Annotated in this window: 18 protein-coding genes and 1 tRNA gene; 16 read left to right on the top strand and 3 right to left on the bottom strand. The window is 63.6% G+C overall.

The features are described from left to right. The first annotated feature begins 6 nt into the window (after positions 1 to 6). From FHR94_RS15540 to FHR94_RS15520, 5 genes are all read left to right on the top strand, one after another. The gene (locus tag FHR94_RS15540; protein WP_183326931.1) at positions 7 to 876 is read left to right on the top strand and encodes a hypothetical protein; all 870 of its coding nucleotides are present in this window, start codon (positions 7 to 9) and stop codon (positions 874 to 876) included. 335 nt (positions 877 to 1,211) lie between these two features. Then, complete coding sequence (locus FHR94_RS15535) at positions 1,212 to 4,298, top strand: eCIS core domain-containing protein (protein ID WP_183326929.1); 3,087 nt, start codon at positions 1,212 to 1,214, stop codon at positions 4,296 to 4,298. Between the two features lie 13 nt (positions 4,299 to 4,311). After that, a complete protein-coding gene (locus FHR94_RS15530; RefSeq protein ID WP_183326927.1) occupies positions 4,312 to 5,058 on the top strand; it encodes a hypothetical protein in 747 nt (248 codons plus the stop codon). 91 nt (positions 5,059 to 5,149) lie between these two features. Next, the gene (locus FHR94_RS15525) at positions 5,150 to 7,672 is read left to right on the top strand and encodes an eCIS core domain-containing protein (RefSeq protein ID WP_183326925.1); all 2,523 of its coding nucleotides are present in this window, start codon (positions 5,150 to 5,152) and stop codon (positions 7,670 to 7,672) included. Then, positions 7,669 to 8,094 (top strand): hypothetical protein, encoded by a 426-nt coding sequence (locus FHR94_RS15520; RefSeq protein ID WP_183326923.1) that lies wholly within the window; start codon positions 7,669 to 7,671, stop codon positions 8,092 to 8,094. The genes FHR94_RS15525 and FHR94_RS15520 overlap by 4 nt, the downstream gene beginning before the upstream one ends. 240 nt (positions 8,095 to 8,334) lie before the next feature. Here FHR94_RS15520 and FHR94_RS15515 read toward each other — a convergent pair. After that, positions 8,335 to 8,411: transfer RNA gene (locus FHR94_RS15515), tRNA-Pro, on the bottom strand. Positions 8,412 to 8,615: 204 nt separating this feature from the next. On the opposite strand from FHR94_RS15515, the gene FHR94_RS15510 reads away from it, so the two are divergent. Together FHR94_RS15510 and FHR94_RS15505 are read left to right on the top strand one after the other, a co-directional pair. Then, positions 8,616 to 8,993, top strand: a complete 378-nt coding sequence (locus FHR94_RS15510) for a CidA/LrgA family protein (protein WP_183326921.1) — start codon at positions 8,616 to 8,618, stop codon at positions 8,991 to 8,993. Continuing rightward, positions 8,990 to 9,724, top strand: coding sequence for an LrgB family protein (locus FHR94_RS15505; RefSeq protein WP_183326919.1), 735 nt, complete (start codon positions 8,990 to 8,992; stop codon positions 9,722 to 9,724). The genes FHR94_RS15510 and FHR94_RS15505 overlap by 4 nt, the downstream gene beginning before the upstream one ends. Before the next feature lie 87 nt (positions 9,725 to 9,811). Here FHR94_RS15505 and FHR94_RS15500 read toward each other — a convergent pair whose 3' ends face one another. Continuing rightward, entirely contained in the window at positions 9,812 to 10,168 is a 357-nt protein-coding gene (locus tag FHR94_RS15500) for a hypothetical protein (protein WP_183326917.1), read from the bottom strand. Between the two features lie 202 nt (positions 10,169 to 10,370). Between FHR94_RS15500 and FHR94_RS15495 the strand changes: the two genes are divergently transcribed. The 5 genes from FHR94_RS15495 (at position 10,371) to FHR94_RS15475 (ending at position 14,946) form a co-directional block, all read left to right on the top strand. Further along, positions 10,371 to 10,544 carry a DUF2970 domain-containing protein gene (locus FHR94_RS15495; RefSeq protein WP_183326915.1) on the top strand — a complete coding sequence of 58 codons (174 nt, stop codon included), beginning with the start codon at positions 10,371 to 10,373 and terminating at the stop codon, positions 10,542 to 10,544. Between the two features lie 123 nt (positions 10,545 to 10,667). After that, a complete protein-coding gene (coxB, locus tag FHR94_RS15490) occupies positions 10,668 to 11,786 on the top strand; it encodes a cytochrome c oxidase subunit II (protein ID WP_183326913.1) in 1,119 nt (372 codons plus the stop codon). 53 nt (positions 11,787 to 11,839) lie between these two features. Next, positions 11,840 to 13,471 (top strand): cytochrome c oxidase subunit I, encoded by a 1,632-nt coding sequence (gene ctaD / locus FHR94_RS15485; RefSeq protein ID WP_183326910.1) that lies wholly within the window; start codon positions 11,840 to 11,842, stop codon positions 13,469 to 13,471. Between the two features lie 21 nt (positions 13,472 to 13,492). Beyond that, entirely contained in the window at positions 13,493 to 14,086 is a 594-nt protein-coding gene (locus FHR94_RS15480) for a cytochrome c oxidase assembly protein (RefSeq protein WP_183326908.1), read from the top strand. Next, the gene (locus tag FHR94_RS15475) at positions 14,083 to 14,946 is read left to right on the top strand and encodes a cytochrome c oxidase subunit 3 (RefSeq protein ID WP_183326906.1); all 864 of its coding nucleotides are present in this window, start codon (positions 14,083 to 14,085) and stop codon (positions 14,944 to 14,946) included. The genes FHR94_RS15480 and FHR94_RS15475 overlap by 4 nt, the downstream gene beginning before the upstream one ends. A gap of 5 nt (positions 14,947 to 14,951) precedes the next feature. Here the strand turns inward: FHR94_RS15475 and FHR94_RS15470 are convergent, their stop codons facing one another. Next, positions 14,952 to 15,146 (bottom strand): DUF2909 domain-containing protein, encoded by a 195-nt coding sequence (locus FHR94_RS15470; RefSeq protein WP_183326904.1) that lies wholly within the window; start codon positions 15,144 to 15,146, stop codon positions 14,952 to 14,954. Between the two features lie 58 nt (positions 15,147 to 15,204). On the opposite strand from FHR94_RS15470, the gene FHR94_RS15465 reads away from it, so the two are divergent. Genes FHR94_RS15465 through cyoE form a run of 4 tightly spaced genes read left to right on the top strand, consistent with a single transcriptional unit; the run spans position 15,205 to position 18,401 of the window. Continuing rightward, positions 15,205 to 15,876 carry an SURF1 family protein gene (locus FHR94_RS15465; protein ID WP_246389992.1) on the top strand — a complete coding sequence of 224 codons (672 nt, stop codon included), beginning with the start codon at positions 15,205 to 15,207 and terminating at the stop codon, positions 15,874 to 15,876. Beyond that, complete coding sequence (locus FHR94_RS15460; RefSeq protein ID WP_183326901.1) at positions 15,873 to 16,415, top strand: hypothetical protein; 543 nt, start codon at positions 15,873 to 15,875, stop codon at positions 16,413 to 16,415. Before FHR94_RS15465 ends, FHR94_RS15460 begins: the two co-directional genes overlap by 4 nt. 17 nt (positions 16,416 to 16,432) lie before the next feature. Then, entirely contained in the window at positions 16,433 to 17,494 is a 1,062-nt protein-coding gene (locus tag FHR94_RS15455) for a COX15/CtaA family protein (protein WP_425485389.1), read from the top strand. Further along, on the top strand, positions 17,487 to 18,401 hold the full coding sequence (cyoE, locus tag FHR94_RS15450; protein ID WP_246389990.1) for a heme o synthase: 915 nt from the start codon (positions 17,487 to 17,489) through the stop codon (positions 18,399 to 18,401). Before FHR94_RS15455 ends, cyoE begins: the two co-directional genes overlap by 8 nt. The last annotated feature ends 30 nt before the right edge of the window (positions 18,402 to 18,431 follow it).

Here is an 18,431-nt window from a genome sequence, read left to right as displayed (position 1 = left end):
GCGGCGATGAGAAAGGCAGGAAAGCGACGCCAGCTCAGCGGCGAAGAGATCGGCAGCCAGCTAGAGGCAAACCTGAAGGAGGCGGACAACCGCCGTTACCAGGGTCTGGATCAACTAGCCAGGCTGGAGCAGGCTAAGCAGGCTCAGCGCCGCCGGGAGCGCAAGCGGCTCATGGCCAAATACGGCAGCGACAGTCCCAAGGTGCGTCGGTTGGAGGCGAAGCTCGATGCCGGCGAAGATCTGATCACCGGTGCCCGGGTGGAACGTCAACGCCTAGATATCACCGCCTCCAGCGAGGTGGCGACGCAGGAGTGGGTATTGAAGGGGTTCCTTCGCGGTCTCGACGGCGAGGGCTTGCGCGGGGTGACACTGGTTCTGTCCTGGGATCAAAACCGCGTCGACGAGCCCGTGGCGCTTACCCGGAGTCACAGTGACGGCTCGTTCGAATTCCGGCGGAAACTGGGCGGAGACCTAGAAGGCGAGGCGGGACTCGGAGAAGCCGAAGAGGAGACGCAGGAGCAGCAGGAGCAGCAGGAGCAGCTGGCGGAGCCTCAACCCCTGTGGCTGCATGTCCTCGACCCCGAGGGTAAGGTGGTGGTCACGGACAGCGAAGCCGTGTGGCCCACGTCCGGCGTGCTCGATTACCGGGACCTGACGGTGGACCCGGCCAAGGTGGGCGGCGGCGAGGCGCAGACCCGCTACCTGGGCAATGCCAGCACGCTGGAATTGCACGACCTGGAAAACAGCAAGCCCCAGTGTCGTGTTGACACCATTCGTGCCGCCTTTCGCAAGCCCTACAAGACCCAGAAGGCGGCCGTGGCCGACGGTTTCGACTTCTGCGCCTATTGTTTCGGCCGGGAGAAGTCGAAGTGGTGAGGTAGATGGCCAGGCAAATCGCCAAACACGGGGGCGACACGGACAGCGGACGGCAGCGGTCCGGCGCTGGACAGGGGATGACGTCGCCTGTGTTTCAGCCGGCTTCCGGGACGGCGGAACGGCATGACATTTCTACGTCCCAAAGCAAATGTGCCTGCGGGGGCAGCTGTCCGAAATGCCGGTCGATAACGGCAGTTCAGACCAAGATTCGCGTGGGGACGGCTAACGACAGTTTCGAAGAAGAGGCCGACCGGGTCGCCGATGAGGTTATGCGTACCCCGGAGCCCACGGTCCAGCGCCAGCCCGTGGCCGGGACCGGCGAGGAAACGGTTCAAATGAAGGCCGCCGAACCGTCTGTTCGGCTGAGTACCGCGGTACGCGGGGAACTGGGACTGAACGGGGGCCGCCCACTGCCGGATGGGGCGCGTCGGTTCTTCGAGCCACGGATGGGCGTGGATTTTGGTGGCGTGAAGGTGCATACCGGCGCGGAGGCCGCCGCCGCGGCGCGTGGCCTCAATGCCCAGGCCTTCACCGTCGGCCGCGACATCGGTTTCGCCAGAGGGCACTACAATCCGGCTTCCCATGGCGGCCGACAGTTGCTGGCTCATGAGCTGACTCACGTTGTGCAACAGACTGCCGGCGCCGGGGCGCGCAATCGCCGCCCTGTCCTGGCACGCAAACCGGTGAATCAGGGCAGAGGCTCTCGCGGCGAGCAGTTGTACCGGTATCGCGTCGGCCGTATCAACGAACTCCTGAGCTATGGCCTGTTCGACTGGGCCATCACCGACCAGGAGGCGCTATCGGCCCTTTCCCTGTTAGAGGAGATGTCGAGCACCGAGCGGGCTTCGGCACTCACCGAAATCGATAGCAAGCGCCTGCGCGAGAACCTGCCGGAAGCGGAGCTTCCGCGGCTGGACACGATATTGCGTCAGACGAAAGGGGCGCGGGCAAATATCGAAAAGATCAACAATCTGCTCAGCTACGGGCTGTTTGATTGGGCCATAACCGACGAAGAGGCCATTGGTGCCTTCGAGCGGTTGCGGGGTATGCCGGAAGCACAGCGGGTGCATGCCGTAATGAGCATCGATCGGCGCCGACTGTACGAGAACCTGCCCGAGCCCCAGGCGACCGAATTCGCGCTGATGGTTACCGAGGCGCGGGCAACCTGGGAACGGTCCCGCCAGCAGGGCGACCCGCTCGCGGCTGGCGATCGGGTGCATATCTACGTCTACAACCGCATGGGGCAGTCGCTCGAACGGAGCCTGACCGGCGAGTACAGCATTAATTCGAATGAGCGAATCCGGTTTCCATTGCTTGGGGAGATCGATGTAAAGGGCCTGCGCCCGAATCACATTGCCGCCAAGATCCAGATACTACTCGCCGAGGACTATATTCGCGCCCCCCACGTCAAGGTTGAGGTGACGCGCCGGGAAGGGGAGGCGTTTGAGCCCGAGAAGCTGGAGGTATCGGAAGGGCAGCCGGAGGGAGCGCTGGAGTCGGGCGATACCTTTGAGCTTAAGGTGATTGAACAGACCACGTGGACGGAGGAAACGGATTTCTCCCGGTCTTATCAGATAGACCGGCATGGCAATGTGGAGTTGCAGCATCTGGGACGGATCCCGGTCGAGGGGTTAAACCGGGAGGAGATCAGCGGCCGAATCCAAGCGCAGCTCAAGGACTGGTACCGCACGCCGCCACAGGTATGGGTCTGGGTAACCTCCCATGATGACAAGCTCTATCGGGCACCGGAGGGCGTGCGACCCAAGGCGCTGGCAAAAGAGAGTACCGCCGAGAGCGTCCGCCAGATTGAGTCCGAGTCGATCCCTCGGCGTACGCCGGTCGATATCTATCTAGACTTCTTCCGCAGTAAACAACAGGCCCTTGCCGAATCTGACGTTTCCGAGCGGGACCGCCGCGTTGGTCAGGAGGCATTGCGCCGCTATCTGGAGTGGGTGTCGAATAATGCCGGCGACCCGGAAGTCTTGGACGCAACCTCGCCATGGGAAGTATACGGCGAGATCCACACACCTTTGCTGATCGTCGACATTGAACGGGAATCACGTCGCGAAGTCGAGGAAGCCCGCCGTAGTCGGGAGGACACACAGCGCCGGGCTGCCGTGGAAGAGAAGCTCGACGAATACTGGCAGTGGGCGATGCGGCGTTGGCGGGAAGCCAGTGTGAAGTTCCGCAGTGCCGGACGAGCCTATCTGCTTACCGAGCACCCGTACCGGAAAATTGGAATGAACGCGCTGACCCGCGCCGTTATGACGTGGGCCTATGACAACACCGATCACCCCGCTTTCCTGGAGCGGTCGCCCGATGAAGTCGCCGAATTCGTCCAGGCCAAAGACCCCCATCTTCGCACCATTGTGCAGATTGGCCGCCAAGCGAAACCGCGTCTGGAATATTTCCCGGAGTTGGATCGCACCCGCTACACGATGGGCGACCTGGCTACCGAGACGATTGTCGGCATCCTGCCAGTTGCCGGAGAAATGGCTGATGTCTCGGACGCAGTGACAGGAGTGAGCATTACCGGTCACGAGCTCTCCGTAGGTGACCGGACCCTGGCGGCGTTCGGAGCGCTGATTCCCTTCGTGCCGGCTTCGGCCCTGCGCAGCGGTAAAAAACTTCCGCGGGTGGTCGATGATTTCGCCATGGCGACCGGGCGTTCCGCCGATGAGATCGAAGCAGTCTTCCGGGTTGCCGGCCATCTTGACGCCGGCGATGTGCGTGAGCTGGATCGCATTATGGACGCGGTGGCCGAAGGTAAGGAGCTCAGCCGTGCGGACCTGGATATCCTCGACGACATCGGCCGAAAACTCAAAGATCCCCTGGAGGACGTTGCCTCTGCCGTACGCCGGGGGGAATCCCCCAAGGTCGGGAAACTGCGCGTCGATCCGACGACGCAAAAGCAACTGGTACCCGGCACGGAAGCACATCGGCGTCAACGCTGGTTGGAATATCAGTTCCGGCATCCCGAAAAGTTCGATCGCATCACGGAAGCCATGGATCCGAAGTGGCGCAAGGCATATGAGACGATCCTGGCCAATAAGAAGGCCGGAGGGATGTTCGAACGCAGTGTGCTCGACGCCCTCGGATACTCCAAGAACAAGGCCATGATGATCGCGCCGGAAGCCGAGGACTTTAAGGGATTTATCCCGGATGCGGTCAGGGGAAACCCGGACGAATTGGTTTGGAGTAACCCCTACCACTTCGTGGAAGCCAAGGGCTGGAAAGACATGTCCAAAACCGGTAACCTTAAGGAAATGATAAATTATGTCGACGAGTTTGGTGGACATGTGGAGGTCGTTTTCCGTTCGGCGAAACACCCTGATGGTGCAACCAGCCTTTCCGGTCCTTTGCAACACGCTCTCGACGATCTTGCCGAGCGCGGTCTGGCGACCGTACACCGACATCCCTGAGTGAGACTGAGACATGGCGGCACTGGAGACACGGATTTTCCTGCCCACGGGCTTTCTGGAGACAGACAAGGCCCAGCAATTGGTTCAGTGGCTGATTGACGATATCGGCTGGTTTAGTCCGAGCAAGTACGGCCGCTCAATGCCGGATATAAAGCTCGACAACGATGCTGACGTCATGGAAGAGCTTATGGCATTTTATGACAACGCCCAACGCTTGTCGGTGGAGGGAACGCCGAAGCCGTCGGGCTTCATGTTGCTACCGGATCGTCGCGGTCAGGCCACCTCCATCGGGAAACTGATCTGGACCATGCCCAGCAGCTGGGCCGATGATGAGGATTGGCAGAAAGCTCACGTCGAGCACATCTGTGAAGCCATGCATATGCTCCGCTCGCCACTGGCATTTTGCGCCTTGGACAAGGATATCGACCGTAAACTTAAGCACGAGGTACCTGGGCCCATCGGGACCAAGGTTGAGCCTACCGTGCGGGGTTATGGGGAGGGATTGCCGGGTGTGTTCTGGCGCAATTTCTATGGCCCGGATTATGTCGCCCTCTTCGGCGAGCGCCTGGAGGCGTTGCCGGAAGGGACCGCACGAGCGCTGGATGGTGGTCTGTGGTTGGTTGCTCCCTACGCCGAGCCGGCAGAGGCTTTTACGCCGGCTGGAGCGGCAGCAGAACGGGACGTGATTGAGACCCTGGGGGTGGAGTGTTTCTACGATTTTGAGACAGATACGCCGCCGCAGCGCTTTCCAAAAACCTGATTCCACAAATCGGGCAAACGCCAGGATCGTACTCGTCAGTCAGTAAGGTTGCGGGCCCTGTGTGGCCGAGAGTAGCCGGGAGACTTTCGTTATGCCCTCGATATCTGCGTTCACGTCCAGGGTTGCTGTACAACGGCCCAAGGCGGCCGGACGGCAGCCAGCGGCGACGGTTGTGCCAAGCTGTGGTTCGGCGCCTGTGGCCCAAATACAACGCAAGCCAGCTTGCGCTTGCGGCGGCACGTGCCCCAAGTGCCAATCCGAGGAAGGTATTCAGACGAAACTACGCGTCGGTCCGGTCAACGACAACTTCGAACAAGAGGCCGGCCGCATTGCCGATCAGGTCGTGTGCACCCATGAGTCGGCAGTACAGCGACAGCCGGCGGCGAATGCCGACGAAGAAGCGATCCAGAGAAAGAGTGTTGCGCCAGGCGCCCGACTGGATGCGACCGTACGTGGCGATCTTGGATTGGGGATGGGGCGCCCCTTGCCGCATGATGCGCGTCGGTTCTTCGAGTCCCGATTGGACGCCGATTTCTCAAGCGTGCAGGTGCATACTGGCGGGGAGGCTTCGGCGGTGGCGACTGCCATGGGCGCCCGGGCATTCACCGTCGGGCCGGATATCGGCTTCGCGGAAGGCCAATATGCCCCGGAGACTAGGGAAGGGCGGCACCTGCTGGCCCATGAGTTGACCCATGTCCTGCAGCAGTCTGCCGGCCGCCCAAGCATCCAACGGGCTTGCGATCCGGCCGTGTTGGCAGCGCGCACTTCCCCGGTGTTTTTTCCGGAAGAGTCAGTGCTGATGGAGGTCTTCCAGGGTGCGCGCACCTTAAGCAACGGCGATTTCGCGCCGGTAGCCATCGGGCTCGTCCAACAAGCGTTGGTAGACCTGGGTTACAACCTCGGCCCGCATGGCCGGCGTAACGATGGCGTGGACCGTGATTTCGGCGACGACACAGAACAGGGCGTTGAAGCCTTCCAGACCGCCGAAACGATTCCCGGCGTGACAGCCGGTGTCGTTGATCAGAACACACTGCGCTGCCTGGACGAAATCCGCTCCAAACGAGAAGTCCCCCAGCACCAGGCCGGGACGGTGGCATCGGAACAATACCGGGTTGAGGGCCAGCGCAGCGGGGGCAGGGACGAGGACATTTTCTTCGCACGGGGCAGTTCCTCGCTCGATGCCGAGGATAAGAACAAGATCAAGAAGCTGGCTACGGCTCACCAGGGTTGTACGTTGGAACTGGAGGGGTTCATCAGCGAGGACGAGCGGGTGGATTTCGGTGCGAGCCTCGCGGATGATCGGCTGGATGCGGTGGACGCCGAGTTGGCCGCCAATAACCACGATGACCCGGGTGTATGCCCACACCCTTCACCACCGCTACGGGTTAAGAATGCCCATCCCAATGCCAGCAGCGGCGTCAGCAGCTATCGGCTTCGACGGAAGGTGGAGATTGTGCCGCCGGGAGCCACTTCAAAAACACTGCCTTGTCCGCCGGGCGCGGCGCAGTTCCGGTCTCTGACGGCGTCGGAGGACACCGTGCTGACCGACGCCATCGACGATTCCAAAGATTGGCTGGACAAGGCCGTCGGCAAGCTGACCCCGGGCCATGCGGAAGGGGATCCGGCCTTGAATGCCTATTTCGGCGGTACGGGGCGGCGCAGTACCATCAAGAGCAATCTGAAGAAGTGGCGCGATCACGTCGATAATGTCGTGCGTACCAACAATCGCCACGGCACGCAATGCAACGCCGTGTGCGACTCGGCAGTGGCCTTCAACAACGGCACCGGATCATCAGCGCAAATGACGGTGTGCCATCGATTTTTCGAGGCCGTGACGTTTCACGGCCTTAATAACAAGGAAAGCAAGGCCTTCATTATCATGCATGAGGCCGGGCACGGGTCGCTCGGAACGAAGGATACGGCCTACGGCCACCGCAGGTTGATCGAGTTCCTGTCCCAGTACCCGGGCATCGCGGAGACCAATACCGATAGCTACACGCTGATGGTGCTCTGCCTCAACGGGAAGGCCGGCATGTGCGCTCCGCCAGGCGCATCCGACACAACCGCCGGAATGAGCCCGGCGGAAGAGGAAAAGGCCCGACAGGGACTGGCCTGGCTGGAAACCTGGCTGACCTGGGGCAGCCAGGATGTCAGTAGCCTATATCGGCGGGTCAACATCGCGCGCCAGAGCGGACAGGACGTAAGCGCTGTGAATACTTACTATGACAGGGTTTTTGACACTCTGATCGCCGCCTTCGATATCCACCGCGCCCCGGGGGATGCGCCGCCAACCTTCCGCGAGCAGACCACCGTCGCCGCCATCCGGGACCGTCTGTCCCTTTTGCAGCGTGCAACACGGGAAGGCCTAGAGGTAGAGAAGGACACCACGCCGCCATTACGGATGCGCTGGGAGAGCGGTGGGCCACAGGGGTCGCCGGGCCGGAAAGTTTATCTCATCGATGCCTATTTCGCGCTGAGCAGTGATCGTGACCGAGTGGAACGGCTGCTGCCGGTTATTATCGAAGCCGCCGACAACATCGACGCCGCGCTTAAGTCGAAATACGAGACGTTTATCAAGCAAAACGTCCGCAACAGCCGCAATAACCAGCCATGACCGAACATCATCCGCCACCGTTGCCGGGCCCCTGCGTTCCGATTCCCTATGTGCGCACGCCCGTGCGGGATGCAGACGGGTACTCTCGTTGGATCGTCGAGACCCATGTCGTTCCCCACCTGGACCTGGACGGCGCTGGCTCGCCGGTGGTGCTCGTGCCGCCCGAGCGCGAAGCGGTCAATCTTGAAGCCATGTATTGGCGCCTGTTCGTGCAACGCGGCGACTGCGGCCACGAACTGGCCACCGTCCCTGGTATTTCCGATCCGGAACCGGAAGCGGGCGTGCGTAGGGGGTTGAGGGATTTTTCTGTCGTCGAATCGCTACCCGCCGACCAGGATGACGACACGCTGGCAGGTATTGGGGTGACCGTCTACTGCTTTGACGGTCGCCGGTATGTGGGCGGGGAAACGGACATTCGGTGACGCGCCCTAAGAGGCTGTTTACAAACAGGATATACTTGATCGCTGCCACCATCCTCATCATCGAGAGCAGCAATCATGGCGCGCCGAGATCGCCCCAAGAAGGTCAAGCCTTAACACCGGCCGGTACTGCGTGAGATCGTCACCGACAAACCCGCTGGAGACTCTCATCACCTAGACTATCACCCAACGAAAAACCGCCACCCGGCATGACCCGTAAGTGGCGGTTTCTCTTGATGTTTCTGGTCGGAGCGACAGGATTCGAACCTGCGACCTTTGCAACCCCATTGCAACGCGCTACCAAGCTGCGCCACGCTCCGACACCGTTCCGGTGATCCGGGCCCTTGGCTTATGGTCCCCTAGAACGAGGCGTATACTAGCGCGTTCCTCGGCAAATGAAAAGCCCCTTTTGCACTTTCGTTTCAATCGGTTGCCAAGCAAGCTACAGGGTGTCGGCTTGCCCGCCCCTGCCACGCTATTCTGACAGGGTATCACTGTTGCGACCCATGGAGGAGGAGATCGGTATGCCGCTGATCCTGGGAATGAGCGTGTTGCTGGCCTGTCAGTTTGCCGGCGAACTGGTGGCCAGGGGGCTGGCCCTGCCGATTCCGGGACCGGTGGTCGGCATGGTGATCCTGCTGGTGGTGCTGATGGTCCACGGCAAGGTACCGACCAGTCTGCGTCTGGCCGGCGAAGGCCTCCTGCGCTATCTGACCCTGCTGTTCGTGCCGGCCGGGGTGGGGGTGATGGTCCACTTCCGGCTGATCGGAGAAGACCTGTGGGCCATCATGCTGACCCTGGTCGGCTCCACGCTGGTGACCCTGGGCGTGACCGGCTGGGTGCTGGATCGCCTGAGTCGTCAGCATGCCGTGCGCACCGGTCGGCCAGGAAACGAACCATGATAGTGGCTACCCTGGACCAGCTGTGGGTCTATCTTTCCGGCAATCCTCTGCTCTCGCTGCTGATGACCCTGCTGGCCTTCATGCTGGCGGTGCGCATCAATCGTGCCTTGGGCGGTACACCTCTGCTGCATCCGGTGACGCTGGCCATCCTCATGCTGATCGGCTTCCTGCTGCTGGTGGACATGCCGTATGCCACCTATTTCGAGGGGGCCCAGTTCATTCACTTCCTACTGGGGCCGGCCACCGTGGCACTGGCCATCCCACTCTATGACCATCGCGAGCGTATCCGTCGCCTGCTGGTGCCCTTGCTGATGGCGTGTGTGGCGGGCATCGTCACCGCGGTGGCGTCCACACTGGGCATGGCCATGCTGCTGGGGGCCCGTCCCGTCACGCTGCTTTCGCTGGCCCCCCGGTCCGTGACATCGCCCATCGCCATGGGGATCGCTGAGCAGATCGGTGGCATCCCGTCCCTGGCGGCGGGGCTGGTGTTGATCACGGGGTCGATCGGTTGTGCGCTGGGCCCCTGGGTGTTCAAGCTCCTGGGGATCAAGGACCCGGCGGTACAGGGATTCACGCTGGGGCTTTCGGCCCACGGTTTCGGAACGGCCCACGCTTTCGCCCGCCTGGGCGCGGTGGCAGGGGCCTTCTCGGGACTGGCCATGGGGCTTACCGGGATGCTCACGGCCTTCCTGCTGCCCTTGCTCACGCGACTCTTCGGGCTGGGGGGATAGTCCTTCGCGCTGCGTCACTATCCCCCGAACATCCCACCCGGGCGTCCCCGGCCATACGTAGGAAACCAGCACACCCGGGTGGCGCGATCAGATCTCTTCCCACACCCGGCGGCGGAACTCATGGGAGAGGTCGGCTGCCTTCTGCAGGCGCTTCATGTGGGCATCGGTAATCTCCTCCATCATTTCCTGATAGCGGGCCTGCATGTCGGCCGCGGCCTCGGGGTTGTCCTTGTCGAAGCTGTTGGCCATGCGCTGTCCACTCTTGGCCATGGCCTGCAGGAACTGGGCCTCGAATTGCATGGCATCCGCCAGGCTCTCCATCCAGGCCAGTTGCATGCGCGCCACGGGGTTGGACCCCTGCAGCCACTGCGCGGTCCACCATTCGAACAACGGCCCGGTGGCCGCCATGCCGGGTTGTAGCGGGTTGTCTTTGCGTTCGCTCATGGAGGCTCCTGTCATGCTTTTCCGAGGAAGCGGTCACGCTGTCATCAAGCATGTTGAGTATAGATGATGGCCGGGATTTTTCTGCGTTGCGGCGAACGATCGCTTGACCTTCGTCAGGGAGAACGTGAAATCCATGGACGCGCCGCGCCGTATGCCATGACCTAGCCTCAAGCCAGGGAGGCCAGGCAAGGGAGACGGGGGGATGTGGCGCGTGATCAAGTCGGTACTGGCGGCCTTCTTCGGCGTCCAGAAAGAGGCGCGGCGACGTGAGGATTTCGGGAGAGGTGACGGGCGCGCCTTCATCGTCGCCGGCATCGTGATGGGGGTGGTGCTGGTGGTGCTGGTCGCGCTCATCGCTCACCTGGCGGCGGGATGATGCGGACGAGCGTTGATAAGCGCGTTTACCGAACGTGGCCGGCACACGCCCAGCCCTGGCGATTCACTCTTCTATACTCGATCAAGGCGTGGCTAATACAACAACTCTGTTCAGGAGGCGTCGATGCGCACGATGCTCGTGTGGGCGACGGGAGCACTGGCCCTGGCCGGCATCCCCCAGGCGGCCTTGGCCAACGGCTGGAACATGCCTGTGGGCGTGACCGACGTCAGCCGGGACATCTACTCCCTGCACATGGTGATCTTCTGGATCTGCGTGGTCATCGGGGTCCTCGTCTTCGGGGCGATGTTCTATTCGCTCTTCCGCTATCGGCGCTCTCAAGGCGCAAGTGCTGCTCAGTTCCACGAGCATACCACCGTCGAGGTCATCTGGACGGCCATCCCGCTGCTGATCCTCATTGGCATGGCCTTGCCGGCCACGGCCACCCTGAGGACCATGTATGACGCGTCACAGGCTGATCTCGATGTGATGGTCACCGGCCAGCAGTGGCGCTGGCGCTACGAGTACCTCGGCGAGGAGGTCGCCTTCACCTCCAACCTGGGGACTCCCCGCGAGCAGATCGCCGGTGGTGACGAGAAGGGAGAGAATTACCTGCTCGAGGTAGACGAACCCCTGGTGCTGCCGGTCGGGCAGAAGGTCCGTTTGCTGATGACCTCGGATGACGTCGTGCACTCCTGGTGGGTACCGGACCTGGCCGTCAAGCAGGATGCCATCCCGGGCTTCGTCAACGAGAACTGGGTACGGATCAACGAACCGGGGATCTACCGCGGCCAGTGCGCCGAGCTCTGCGGCCGGGATCATGGCTTCATGCCGGTGGTGGTGGAGGCGGTCGAGCCGGAGCAGTTCGATCAGTGGCTGGCCCAGCGCAAGGAGGCCGCCACCCAGGCCGCCATGGGAATCGATCGCGAGTGGGGCCTGGACGAACTGATGACGCGCGGCGAGAAGGTCTATGGCTCGATCTGTGCCTCATGCCATCAACCCGATGGGTCGGGCAGTCCGCCCACCTTCCCGGCCCTGGCCGGTAACCAGGCGATGCTGGATGAGCGCGCGCGGCATATCGATACCGTGGTCAACGGCGTGTCCGGCACCGCCATGCCGGCCTTCCGCAGCACGCTTAATCCGGTGGAGATCGCCGCCGTGATCACCTGGGAGCGCAATGCCTGGGGCAACGAGACCGGCGACATCGTGCAACCCTCGGAAATCGCCGAGCAACTCTCCGAGTAGTAGGGCCGAGCCTTTCCGCTTCTTTATCGTGATGCCAACCAGGGAGATTTTCGATGGCGACTCACCTGCCTCCCAAGCCGGCCCCCCAGTACAGCGAGGCCACCGCCGGTGGCATGGCCGGGGCGCATCATGACCGCCCGCGGGGGCTGATGCGCTGGGTGCTGACCACCAACCACAAGGAGATCGGTACCCTCTATCTGATCTTCTCGCTCACCATGTTCTTCATCGGCGGAATTTTCGCCATGGTGGTCCGGGCGGAGCTCTTCCAGCCCGGCCTGCAGTTGGTGCAGCCGGAGTTCTTTAACCAGATGACCACCATGCACGGCCTGATCATGGTGTTCGGCGCCGTGATGCCCGCCTTCGTGGGCCTGGCCAACTGGATGGTGCCGCTACAGGTCGGCGCGCCGGACATGGCGCTGCCCCGGCTCAACAACTTCAGCTTCTGGTTGCTGCCGGTGGCCTTCACGCTGTTGCTCGCCACGCTGTTCATGCCGGGGGGCGGTCCCGACTTCGGCTGGACTTTCTATGCACCGCTGTCCACGACCTACGCGCCGCCGTCCACCACCTTCTTTATCTTCTCTTTGCACCTGGCCGGCATCAGCTCCATCCTCGGGGCGATCAACATCATCGCCACCATCCTCAACCTGCGGGCGCCGGGGATGCGCATGATGGATATGCCACTGTTCGTCTGGACCTGGCTGATCACCGCCTTCCTGCTGATCGCGGTGATGCCGGTACTGGCCGGGGTGATCACCATGATGCTGCTGGACATCAACTTCGGCACCAGCTTCTTCAATGCCGCCGGTGGGGGTGACCCGGTGCTCTTCCAGCACCTATTCTGGTTCTTCGGCCATCCCGAGGTCTACATCATGATCCTCCCGGCCTTCGGCATCGTCTCGGTGATCATTCCCACCTTCGCCCGCAAGCGGCTGTTCGGCTACGCCTCGATGGTCTACGCCACGGCCTCCATCGCGATCCTGTCCTTCCTGGTCTGGGCGCATCACATGTTCATCGTGGGGTTGCCGCTGGTCGCGGAGCTGTTCTTCATGTACACCACCATGCTGATCGCGGTGCCTACCGGGGTGAAGGTCTTCAACTGGATCGCCACCCTGTTCCAGGGTTCGATCACCTTCGAACCGCCGATGCTGTTCGCCCTGGCCTTCGTGGTGCTGTTCACCATCGGCGGTTTCTCGGGACTGATGCTGGCCATCGCGCCGGCCGATTTCCAGTACCATGACACCTACTTCGTGGTGGCGCACTTCCACTATGTCCTCGTGCCCGGGGCGGTGTTCGCCATCATGGCGGGGGTCTACTACTGGCTGCCCAAGTGGACCGGTCACTATCCTCATCTCCGACTCGCGCAGTGGCACTTCTGGCTGTCGGTGATCGGCGTGAACCTGACCTTCTTTCCCATGCACTTTTCGGGGCTTGCCGGCATGCCGCGGCGCATTCCCGACTACGCGCTGCAGTTCGCCGACTTCAACATGGTGACCAGCCTTGGCGCTTTCCTGTTCGGCGCCTCGCAGCTGCTCTTCGTTGCCGTGGTGATCCTCTGCATTCGGGGCGGCGAGAAGGCCCCGGCGCAGGCCTGGGAAGGCGCCGAGGACCTGGAGTGGACCGTGCCCAGCCCGGCGCCGCTGCATACCTTCGATACGCCCCCCGATTTCAAGCCAGACCAACCCTGACCCTCTCCCCCGGAGGTCCGCATGTCGCATCGTTCCGCCCCCGACCCTCGCCCCGGCGTTCGGCGTACCGTGATGCGGACCCTGGTGGTCCTGGCCGGGATGTTTGCCTTCGCCTTCGCCTTGGTGCCGCTCTATGACGTCTTCTGCCAGGTCACGGGGCTCAATGGCAAGACCAGCGGGAGTGCTCAGACGCTGGCCCACGATGATGTCGACACCTCGCGCACGGTCACCATGCAGTTCATCACCCGGGGCAGCCAAGGGCTGCCATGGCAGCTCGAATCGGACATTCGCCAGATGAGACTGCACCCCGGGCAGCGGGAGGAAGTGCGCTTCACCTTCCGCAACCTGGGCGACCAGACGACTCGCGCACGTGCCGTCCCCAGCGTCTCCCCCGCGGAGGCGTCGCTGCACCTGCGCAAGCTGGCCTGCTTCTGCTTCCAGGAGCAGCAACTCGCCGCCGGCGAGGGATTCGAGGCACCGCTGGTCTTCCAACTGACCCGCGATCTGCCGGCCGAGATCAAGACCGTGACGCTGGTCTATACCCTCTATCCTGTGCAGCAGGCGCCCCTGGCCCGTGTGCCCGCGGCCCCCATCAGCGAAGGAGACGAAGCATGAGCGGTGGCAGCTACTACGTGCCCGCCAGCAGCAAGTGGCCGATCCTCGGATCGCTCGCGCTGGGGGCGATGATGGTCGGCGCCGGTACGGTGCTGGTATACGGGGTGGCCGGCACGCCGGTGATGGTCATCGGCCTGGTGGGGATCCTGGTGGTCATGACGTTGTGGTTCCGGGACGTCATTCGTGAATCCCGCCGGGGACTCTATAATGACCAGATGGATCGCTCCTTCCGTTGGGGGATGGGGTGGTTCATCTTCTCGGAAGTGATGTTCTTCGCCGCCTTCTTCGGGACGCTCTTCTACGTACGGACCTTCGCGCTGCCGTGGCTCGACGGGGAGGGGGCCAAGGGGGTGACGGCGCTGCTGTGGCCGGACTTCACGGCTTCCTGGCCGCTGATGAATCCCCCCGGCAGCGAGATCCAGGGCCCGAAGGAGACCTTCAGTCCCTGGCACCTGCCGCTGGTCAACACCCTGATCCTGGTCAGTTCGAGCATCACCCTGACGGTGGCTCACGAGGGCTTGAAGGAAGGCTATCGTGGCACCGTCCGTCACTGGCTGACCGGTACGGTACTGCTGGGGCTGGTCTTTATCACTATCCAGGGCTTCGAGTACTACGAGGCCTATACCCACTACGGTATCACCCTGCAGGCGGGGATCTATGGCGCCACCTTCTTCCTGTTGACCGGATTCCACGGCCTGCACGTGATCATCGGCACCATCATCCTGATTGCGATCCTGGGTCGGGTGCTGCGGGGGCATTTCTCCGCGAACGACCACTTCGGCTTCGAAGCGGCGGCCTGGTACTGGCACTTCGTGGACGCGGTATGGATCGGGCTGTTCCTCTTCGTCTATGTCTTCTGACCAGCTTAGGTGCCGAGGTTGCCGATATAGAAGCCGTAGACCAGCAGGGCCATCAGCAGCGCCGCCAGGCCCACGCGCAGCTTGAGCGAGATGAGGACGCGGCGCGAGCGGCCGCCATCCTTGATCAAAAAGCCGGCACCGGCGGCCAGGCTGGTTACCATGGCCAGGAAGACACAGGCGATCAGGATCTTGAGCAACATGCGAGGCTCCGTGAGGCAGACATTCTTCAAGGCAAGGTCCGGTAGGTGGCGCAGCGTGATGTGGTACGGGTTCTGGACCGGCCTGGTGGTACTGGGACTGGGACTAGGACTATGGCAGTGGGAACGGGCCGCCGGCAAGCGCGAGTACCTGGTCCAGCTCGCCCAGGCGCCCCGCCTGACGTCGCCGGTATCCGTGCCGCCCGATGGCACACGCCTGACCCTCGAGGGAGAGTACCTGGCCGAGCGCACCCTGTTCCTCGACAACCGAACCTGGGAAGGGCGGCTGGGGGTGGCCGTGCTGACCCCGCTGCGGGGGCCCGACGGCCGTGTCTGGCTGGTCGAGCGGGGCTTCCTGGAGACAGGGCCGAGCCGCGCGCCGCCATCCGTGACAACACCTTCCGGTCGAGTTCACATCGAGGGGCAGTGGCAGGCGGCCGGTGCGTCGGCGCCCGTCTTCGGTCCCAACCGGGAGGGGACTCGCCTGCAACGGATCGACCTGGCGGCCTGGGACCTGACGTTTGCCCACGGCGGCTGGCTGCATCTGGCGCAGGGGCCGGGCCGGCTCCCCGCCTGGTGGGTGCCTAGCGTGATGCCGCCCGAGCGCCACCTCGCCTATGCCGTCCAGTGGTGGGGGCTGGCGTTGGCGGCGCTGGTGGTGATGATCATCGGCGGGCGGCGTCTGGCCCGGGAGCATTGCTCGCCGCCCCATTCGACCAAGGAGTCCCCATGACACTGTCTCGTGACGCCGCACAGCGGCTCAAGCTGGGCGCCCTGTTCGCGGTCTTCGGTCTACCCGTCGCCGTGGCCTGGGGCATGGTGGAATGGCGGGTAGGGGTGCCGGAGGGGAGAACGGCCCACGGGACCCTGCATCCGGCGGTGCCGGACCTGTCACGTTGGCCGGCCGAGGGCATCGAGAAGGACGGGTCAGACGACTGGCTGCTGGTCTTCGATTGTACGATGGAGTGTGCGGTGCGTGCCGATCAGTGGTGGCGGGTACATCGGGCCCTGGGGCGCGAGGCGCATCGATTCAGTCGCCTGCGGTTCGGCGGGGAGGCGCCGGTACTTCCCGGCGAGGCGGTCGCCCGCTGGACCTCGTCGGCCCCGCCCGACTGGCGGCGCCCGGGAGGCCTTTGGGTCATCGATCCCGAGGGGCGGGCGGTGCTGGAGTATTCGGCCGACGTGGCGGCCGAGGACGTGCTGGACGATATCGAGCAATTGCTGCGCATGAATCCGACGCCGCCGGTGGCACAGCAGCATGAGGAGGCCTGAAACAGGAGGTTTCGCCGATGATGCAAGCGAGCAGGGTGGGGAGGCGACGCCTGACGTGGCTGGTCGGTCTGAGCCTGGCGGGCACGCTGTTCACCGCCACGGTGGTGCTGGTCGGTGCCTGGACCCGCCTGGTGGATGCCGGGCTGGGCTGCCCGGACTGGCCCGGCTGTTATGGCGCCCTGCTGGTGCCGGATGCGGCCAGTGCCCTGATGCACTCCCCGGATACGCCGCTCGAGGCGGCCAAGGCCTGGATGGAGATGCTCCACCGTTACCTCGCCACGAGCCTTGGCCTGCTGGTGATCGTGGTACTGCTGCTGGGCTGGTCCCTGCGGCACCGGCGCGATTATCCCTGGGGGCTCAGTCTCGCCCTGCTCGTGATGATCCTGCTGCAGGGGGCCTTCGGGGCCTTCACAGTCACCCTCAAGCTCTGGCCCCAGGTGGTGACCCTCCACCTGCTGGGGGGGCTTGGCGTGATGGTGCTCTTCCTGTGGCTGCATCTGCGCCTGCGACGGGTCGCGATGGGAGCGGCGCGCTCCGTTCCGGTGCGTCGCTGGTCGCCCCTCTGGGGCCTGGTACTCGGCCTCCTGCTACTGCAGCTGGCGCTGGGAGGCTGGACCTCGAGCAACTACGCCGGCCTGGCCTGTCAGGGCATACCGGCCTGCAATGGGCAATGGTGGCCGGCCGTGGATTGGTCCGAGGGGTTCAATCTGGGCCAGACGGTGGGGCCCAACTACCTGCATGGCCAGCTCCATGCCGAGGCCCGCACCGCCATCCATCTGGCCCATCGGCTGGGGGCCCTGGCGCTGGGGCTCGGCCTGCTGGCGCTGGCCATTCGCTACCGGAGAGAGCCTGCCCTGCGCCCCTGGCTGGGGCTGCTGGTCGGGGTCTATGGTGTTCAGCTGGGGCTAGGCATCGCCAACGTGTTGCTATGGCTACCCTTGTGGCTCGCCTTGCTGCATACGGCGGGCGCTGCTGGGTTGGTCGCGGCGGCCACCCTGGCCAGCTGGCACTGGCGCATCTCGACGGCACCGGTCGGCGGGTCGAGACACGTAACGACAGAGGAGTGGGGCCATGTCTGAGTCCGTGATGATGGAGCGCTGCACCGATGACACCACGGGCTGGAGCTGGCGTGACCTGCTGACCCTGTGCAAGCCGCGGGTGGTGGTGGTGATGCTGGTTTGCACCCTGGTGGGGATGCTGCTGGCGCCGGTGACACCGGCACCGGGGGCGGTGGTCTTGGGGCTGGTCGGCATCGGCCTGGCGGCTAGCGGGGCGGCGGCCTTCAACCATGTGGTGGACCGCCGCCTGGATGCCATGATGATCAGGACCGCGCGGCGTCCCCTGGCATCCCGGCGCATGCCGGCGTCGCTCGCGCTGGCCTGGGCCACCCTGCTGTCGGTCGCGGGGATCGGCCTTCTGCACTGGCAGGTCAATGCACTCACGGCCTGGTTGACCCTGGGGTCGCTGATCGGCTATGCGCTGGTCTATACCACCTTTCTCAAGCGCGCCACGCCCCAGAACATCGTCATCGGTGGGGTGGCCGGGGCGGCGCCGCCGCTGCTGGGCTGGACGGCGATGACCGGCCAGCTGGGGCCGGAACCGCTGCTGCTGATGTTGATCGTCTTTGCCTGGACGCCGCCGCACTTCTGGGCGCTGGCGATCCACAAGCGGGCCGAATATGCCCGGGCCGGCGTGCCCATGCTGCCGGTGACCCATGGCGAGGCATTCACGCGCCTGCAGGTGTGGCTCTATGGTTGGCTCACCGTAGCGGCCACCTTGCTGCCGTTCGCCATCGGCATGAGTGGGGCGGTTTACCTGGCAGGGGTCATGGCGCTCAACCTGCGCTTCATGACCTGGAACTGGAAGGTCTGGCGAGGTCACGATCCCAAGGCCCCGCTGGCCGCCTTCTGGTTCTCGATCCGTTATATCCTCGGCGTGTTCGGCGTCCTGCTCCTCGACCACCATGCCGGCCTCTGGCTGGTGTAATGATGATCGAGCCCCGACGCGTCACATGCG

The organism is Halomonas cerina (genome assembly GCF_014192215.1).
In the GTDB taxonomy this organism is placed as follows: domain Bacteria; phylum Pseudomonadota; class Gammaproteobacteria; order Pseudomonadales; family Halomonadaceae; genus Halomonas; species Halomonas cerina.
Note: the sequence above shows the minus strand (reverse complement) of the source record. Positions and strands in the feature narration are given on the sequence as shown.

Bases quoted from the DNA above. Each gene is read 5' to 3' on its own strand.
- ctaD (WP_183326910.1), top strand. From the start codon at position 11,840: ATGGCGACTCACCTGCCTCCCAAGCCGGCCCCCCAGTACAGCGAGGCC.
- FHR94_RS15520 (WP_183326923.1), top strand. From the start codon at position 7,669: ATGACCGAACATCATCCGCCACCGTTGCCGGGCCCCTGCGTTCCGATT.
- FHR94_RS15480 (WP_183326908.1), top strand. From the start codon at position 13,493: ATGTCGCATCGTTCCGCCCCCGACCCTCGCCCCGGCGTTCGGCGTACC.
- FHR94_RS15500 (WP_183326917.1), bottom strand. From the start codon at position 10,168: ATGAGCGAACGCAAAGACAACCCGCTACAACCCGGCATGGCGGCCACC.
- cyoE (WP_246389990.1), top strand. From the start codon at position 17,487: ATGTCTGAGTCCGTGATGATGGAGCGCTGCACCGATGACACCACGGGC.
- FHR94_RS15475 (WP_183326906.1), top strand. From the start codon at position 14,083: ATGAGCGGTGGCAGCTACTACGTGCCCGCCAGCAGCAAGTGGCCGATC.
- FHR94_RS15495 (WP_183326915.1), top strand. From the start codon at position 10,371: ATGTGGCGCGTGATCAAGTCGGTACTGGCGGCCTTCTTCGGCGTCCAG.
- FHR94_RS15505 (WP_183326919.1), top strand. From the start codon at position 8,990: ATGATAGTGGCTACCCTGGACCAGCTGTGGGTCTATCTTTCCGGCAAT.
- FHR94_RS15510 (WP_183326921.1), top strand. From the start codon at position 8,616: ATGCCGCTGATCCTGGGAATGAGCGTGTTGCTGGCCTGTCAGTTTGCC.
- FHR94_RS15530 (WP_183326927.1), top strand. From the start codon at position 4,312: ATGGCGGCACTGGAGACACGGATTTTCCTGCCCACGGGCTTTCTGGAG.
- FHR94_RS15470 (WP_183326904.1), bottom strand. From the start codon at position 15,146: ATGTTGCTCAAGATCCTGATCGCCTGTGTCTTCCTGGCCATGGTAACC.
- FHR94_RS15455 (WP_425485389.1), top strand. From the start codon at position 16,433: ATGATGCAAGCGAGCAGGGTGGGGAGGCGACGCCTGACGTGGCTGGTC.
- coxB (WP_183326913.1), top strand. From the start codon at position 10,668: ATGCGCACGATGCTCGTGTGGGCGACGGGAGCACTGGCCCTGGCCGGC.
- FHR94_RS15465 (WP_246389992.1), top strand. From the start codon at position 15,205: ATGTGGTACGGGTTCTGGACCGGCCTGGTGGTACTGGGACTGGGACTA.
- FHR94_RS15540 (WP_183326931.1), top strand. From the start codon at position 7: ATGAGAAAGGCAGGAAAGCGACGCCAGCTCAGCGGCGAAGAGATCGGC.
- FHR94_RS15525 (WP_183326925.1), top strand. From the start codon at position 5,150: ATGCCCTCGATATCTGCGTTCACGTCCAGGGTTGCTGTACAACGGCCC.
- FHR94_RS15535 (WP_183326929.1), top strand. From the start codon at position 1,212: ATGAAGGCCGCCGAACCGTCTGTTCGGCTGAGTACCGCGGTACGCGGG.
- FHR94_RS15460 (WP_183326901.1), top strand. From the start codon at position 15,873: ATGACACTGTCTCGTGACGCCGCACAGCGGCTCAAGCTGGGCGCCCTG.